Origin of the sequence: uncultured Porphyromonas sp. (genome assembly GCF_934359325.1) — a bacterium.
In the GTDB taxonomy this organism is placed as follows: domain Bacteria; phylum Bacteroidota; class Bacteroidia; order Bacteroidales; family Porphyromonadaceae; genus Porphyromonas_A.
The window spans coordinates 1-4,564 of sequence record NZ_CAKRLH010000130.1; the positions used below are offsets into that span (position 1 = coordinate 1).

Annotated in this window: 4 protein-coding genes; all 4 read left to right on the plus strand. The window is 57.1% G+C overall.

The annotated features are described in order from the left end of the window. Nucleotides 1-103: 103 nt before the first annotated feature. Nucleotides 104-1,567 carry a PDZ domain-containing protein gene (locus tag Q0F21_RS05500; RefSeq protein ID WP_297238139.1) on the plus strand — a complete coding sequence of 488 codons (1,464 nt, stop codon included), beginning with the start codon at nucleotides 104-106 and terminating at the stop codon, nucleotides 1,565-1,567. 3 nt (nucleotides 1,568-1,570) lie between these two features. Next, on the plus strand, nucleotides 1,571-3,031 hold the full coding sequence (locus Q0F21_RS05505; RefSeq protein WP_297238140.1) for a glycoside hydrolase family 125 protein: 1,461 nt from the start codon (nucleotides 1,571-1,573) through the stop codon (nucleotides 3,029-3,031). Next, nucleotides 3,031-3,666 carry a DUF3256 family protein gene (locus tag Q0F21_RS05510; protein ID WP_297238142.1) on the plus strand — a complete coding sequence of 212 codons (636 nt, stop codon included), beginning with the start codon at nucleotides 3,031-3,033 and terminating at the stop codon, nucleotides 3,664-3,666. Before Q0F21_RS05505 ends, Q0F21_RS05510 begins: the two co-directional genes overlap by 1 nt. A gap of 8 nt (nucleotides 3,667-3,674) precedes the next feature. Beyond that, on the plus strand, nucleotides 3,675-4,564 hold an 890-nt coding region (locus tag Q0F21_RS05515), incomplete at its 3' end, for a hypothetical protein (protein ID WP_297238144.1).

A 4,564-nucleotide genomic window follows, 5' to 3' on the forward strand; every position in this document is an offset into this window, starting at 1 on the left:
CCCCCATCCCGTCATCTGCTGCGACCAGTAAAGCAAGAAGAGAAAAATATCTACCTTTGTGTAGATTACTTGAACGCAAAGAAGACTAAAATATTATATGGATATGAACGGATTGTATCGATCTATTTTGCTCCTCTGCATGGCGCTGATGGCCGGAGCTACACTGTCGTATGGTCAGAAGGTCGGAGGATCGGGTACCCGCTGCGAGGTGGGACTGCTCTACCAGATCAGCTACCAGGAGAGCTGGGGCGACTCGCATGCCGTGGTCGTGGAGGTGATCCCTGGTAGCCCGGCTGACAAAGCCGGCATCCGCCCGGGGGACGTGATCCTCGAGATCGAGGGACGCAATACTCAAAAGCTCTCCGAGGAGACCATCACGGCGATGATCCTCGACCCGACCCACGACCGGGTAAGTCTGAAGATGCGCCGCCCCGGCACGCCATCGTGGGATCTCGTGCTGCAGAAGGAGTGTCTCCCCTCAGGGATCCTGACGGAGGAGCTGCTGGCACAGGCATTTAATATGTACAGCCTGGAGGACGTCACCTCGAGGCGCTTTACGATGCCACTCATATATACTCTCCCGACGATGCGGGACTTCATCAAGTATGGTACCTTCTCCTTCGCCGACCGGGAGTCCGGACTGAGACCGGGAGCACGCGCCGTGGCAAAGGAGCTGAAAGCCAAGGGGCTAAAGGAGCTCAATACGGGCGGACAGCTGACGATCGTCTACAAGACCGCCCTCGAGAGCAATCCGGACTATCGGGCAGGGAGTGAGGCCAATCTGGATCCTGGTTTTAAGAACTATCTGGTGACCAATAAGGGAGGACACTATGAAGTGGATCACTATCCCTTCCTGAGCATCAATACACCAAAGTTCTCTGGGAAGTACCGGATGACCGTGGATATCGAGTTTATCGACTCAGAGGATAATACCAAGGTGTGGAGCGTGACTGCACGAGAGCTGCTCAATAGAGAGTACGATGCCGATCGGTATGTGGTCAACTTTGCCTACCTCATGCTGGCCAATTACCCCTTTGTCCGCTATGTGATGAATCCCACCTTTGTACTTCATCGCGATCAGTACCTGGAGACCGGCGTCGGCTACGATATGAAAGACCTGCAGTTGATCAGCTATGTCGCACCCGGTAGCCCCGCTGCCAAGGCGGGTCTAAGAGTTGGCGACCGGATCAAGTCTATCAATGGCCGGCCACTGGAGAGTTCGGTGGACAAGATGAGCACAGTCTATAAGACCTTCCTCCGAAAGACCTGGAAGTACCGCGCTAAGTCGACTGTCTATCCGGACGACAATGGATTCCGCCAGTGTATGTACTGGGATCCACAGTTCTACAGCGAGGTGGCAGGTGAGCTGGACAAGTCCACCTACCTGGGAGCATTTAGCTACCTCTTTGCCCACAATCCCTACATTGTCACACCGGAGGAGAGAGCCGCAGCGTCCGGCGACCAAGGGGCTACGAAGGTGATCTTCGAGGTGATCCGAGACGGAGCCCCCCAGGCGATCATGGTTCAGCCAAGACTGATCAATAGGGACTACGTCGAGCTGAAGTAATCTATGATGAAAAGCCTTATCATCCCGGCACTGGTGCTGCTAGCCACTGCAGTCCCTACGCTCGCTCAGGAGACCGTCTACGACTACAAGCCGATCGCCGTGACCACGCAGCAGGATGCTACACGGTACGTCTGCAAGCGTCCGCCCGTGGAGGAGCGACTCTTCCGCTCGGACGCTGTGGAGCGAGTGATCAGGGAGACACAGGCCCGGCTGACGAATCCTAAGCTGCGGTGGATGATGGGGAATTGCTTCCCCAATACGCTCGACACGACGGTTCACTTCTGTCACGATGAGGAGGGAGAGCCGGACACCTTTGTCTACACCGGTGACATAGCTGCGATGTGGCTGCGAGACTCTGCTGCTCAGGTCTACCCGTACGTGGCTCTGGCGAGCGAGGATCCTCAGCTCGCAGAGATGCTTCGCGGAGTGATCCGACGGCAGATGAAGCTCATCTGCCTGGATCCCTATGCCAATGCCTTCCTCGACGGAGATCTGGAGACCTACTGGGCGTCCGATATGACGGAGATGCGTCCGGGGGTGCATGAGCGGAAGTGGGAGATCGACTCTCTCTGCTACCCGATCCGCTTGGCCTTTGCCTACTGGTCAGCTACGGGGGACAGCTCGATCCTGGATGAGCACTTCCATCAGGCGATGCGACTGGTACTTCAGACCTTCCGTGAGCAGCAGCGTAAGGGCGACCGGGGACCTTACTCCTTTATGCGGGAGACGGAGCGTAGCACAGACTCTAAGTCATGCGACGGCTGGGGCGAACCGGTCAGCCCCGTGGGGCTGATCGTCTCCTCCTTCCGCCCCTCAGACGATGCAACGCACTACCAATTCCTCATTCCCTCTAATTTCTTTGCCGTCACCTCCTGCCGTAAGGCAGCCTCGCTCCTCCGCACCGGATATGGAGATGAGGATCTTGCCACTGAGCTGGAGGAGCTGGCAGACGAGGTAGAGGGAGCGCTGAGGAAGTATGCGGTGGTCTCTCACCCGACCTTCGGCAAGGTGTACGCCTATGAGGTGGACGGGTTTGGGAACTGCAGCTTCATGGATGACGCCAATGTCCCGAGTCTCCTCGCCATGGGCTACCTGGGGGATGTCGACCCGGAGGATCCGATCTACCGGAATACCCGACGCATGGTCTGGAGCGAGAGTAATCCCTACTTCTTCCACGGCACTGCCGGAGAGGGTATCGGGGGACCGCATATCGGGTACGATATGGTCTGGCCGATGAGCATCATGATGCGCGCCTTCACATCCACCGATGACGACGAGATCCGTGCCTGTATGGAGCAGCTCCTCTCAACCGATGCCGATACGGGACTGATGCATGAGTCCTTCCATAAGGACGACCCGACTAAGTATACTCGCAGCTGGTTTGCCTGGCAAAACACTCTCTTCGGAGAGCTGGTGCTGACCCTCATCGAGCGGGGCAAGCTCGACCTACTCAATAGCCTCTGATGCGTCGACTTACCATACTCAGCCTCCTGGGACTACTGCTCCAGATAGGTGTGGTCTCCGGAATACGGGCTCAGTCCGTGGGCGAGCTCTTTGTGAGCATGCCGGACAGCCTGATCCCGATCCTGCCGGACAGTACGCTCCGGGCAGACCTACTCAAGAGCCCCGGGGAGGCTTTGACCAATCCCTTCGGGGGAGAGGTGAAGGTGCTCAGCGAGACAGAGAGGACCCTTCACCTTGTCCTTGACTCCTCCACAGAGCTGGAGCTGGGGCTGCTCTCCCATAAGAAGCGCAACTACATCTGCCTCATCGCCACCAGCACTCTGGTGCCGGCACAGTCGGTGGTGGCATTTTACGACACAGAGTGGCACCGTATGCAGGAGCCACTGCTGGAGGTGCCGAATGCAGAGCTCTTCTTGACCGACAGAGAGAGCAACGGGGTCAAGAGCGCTCTTGCGGAGCAGGGACACCTCCACTGGGTAGCCTCCCTCGACAAGGACAATCCGGAACTCCTCACCCTGAGGATCACAAGCTATGATGACCAGACCGCACACTCACTTCATCCGGAGATCAGAGAGAAGCTCCGTCCGGTACAGATGCGATGGAAGCGGGGGCGGTACGTTTTTTACAATAACTAAGCTAAGGAATGGATCAAGAGAAGATAGCGGAGGAGGACAAGCAGCGCAAGCGTAAGGCGCTCCTCATCGTCGGGATCAGTCTGCTGGTGCTCCTGGTGGCCGGTGGAGGGTACTACCTCGTGCGTCAGCAGCGGACAATCAATGACATGCGGGAGCTCTCGGCGCTCGACAAGCAGATGCTGCAGGACCAGTTTGATGAGCTCAATATGCAGTACGAGGAGTTTAGCTTCGAGATCAGCAACGACTCCATCGCCAAGCGTCTGGAGCAGGAGCAGGCTAAGGTACAGCGGCTGATGGAGGAGCTGAAGCAGGTCAAGAGTACCGACGCTGCCGAGATCAGCCGTCTCCGTCGCGAGCTCGACACCCTCCGCAAGATCCTCAAGAGCTACGTCATCCAGATCGACTCGCTCAATAGGGCAAATCAAGCACTTCGCACTGAGAACAAAGCTCAGCGCGAGGAGATCAGTCGCGTCACCTCTCAGCGCAGACAGCTGCAGGAGGAGAAGTCGAATCTGTCAGAGAAAGTACAGCTGGCCGCTAAGCTCTCCGTCAGCAACTTCCGCGTCATCGGACTCAATAACAGAGGAAGAGACACGAAGCGGATCAAGAGCATGAAGCAGCTGCAGATCAATTTCCAGGTCGACCGCAACGTCACCGCCGAGCCGGGTATGAAGATGATCTACCTACGCCTCAGCATGCCCGACGGGACGCTGATGCAGCAGGCGGGACAGAGTGGGTCGATGCCCTTCGAGAGCGGTCAGGTGCCCTACTCCGTCTCTCGTCAGATCGAGTATAGTGGGGAGCCGACACAGGTTTCACTTTACTGGGACATACAGGAGTATCTCCCCGAGGGAGTATACACTGCTGAGGTTTTCTCCGATGGATACAAGATCGGAAG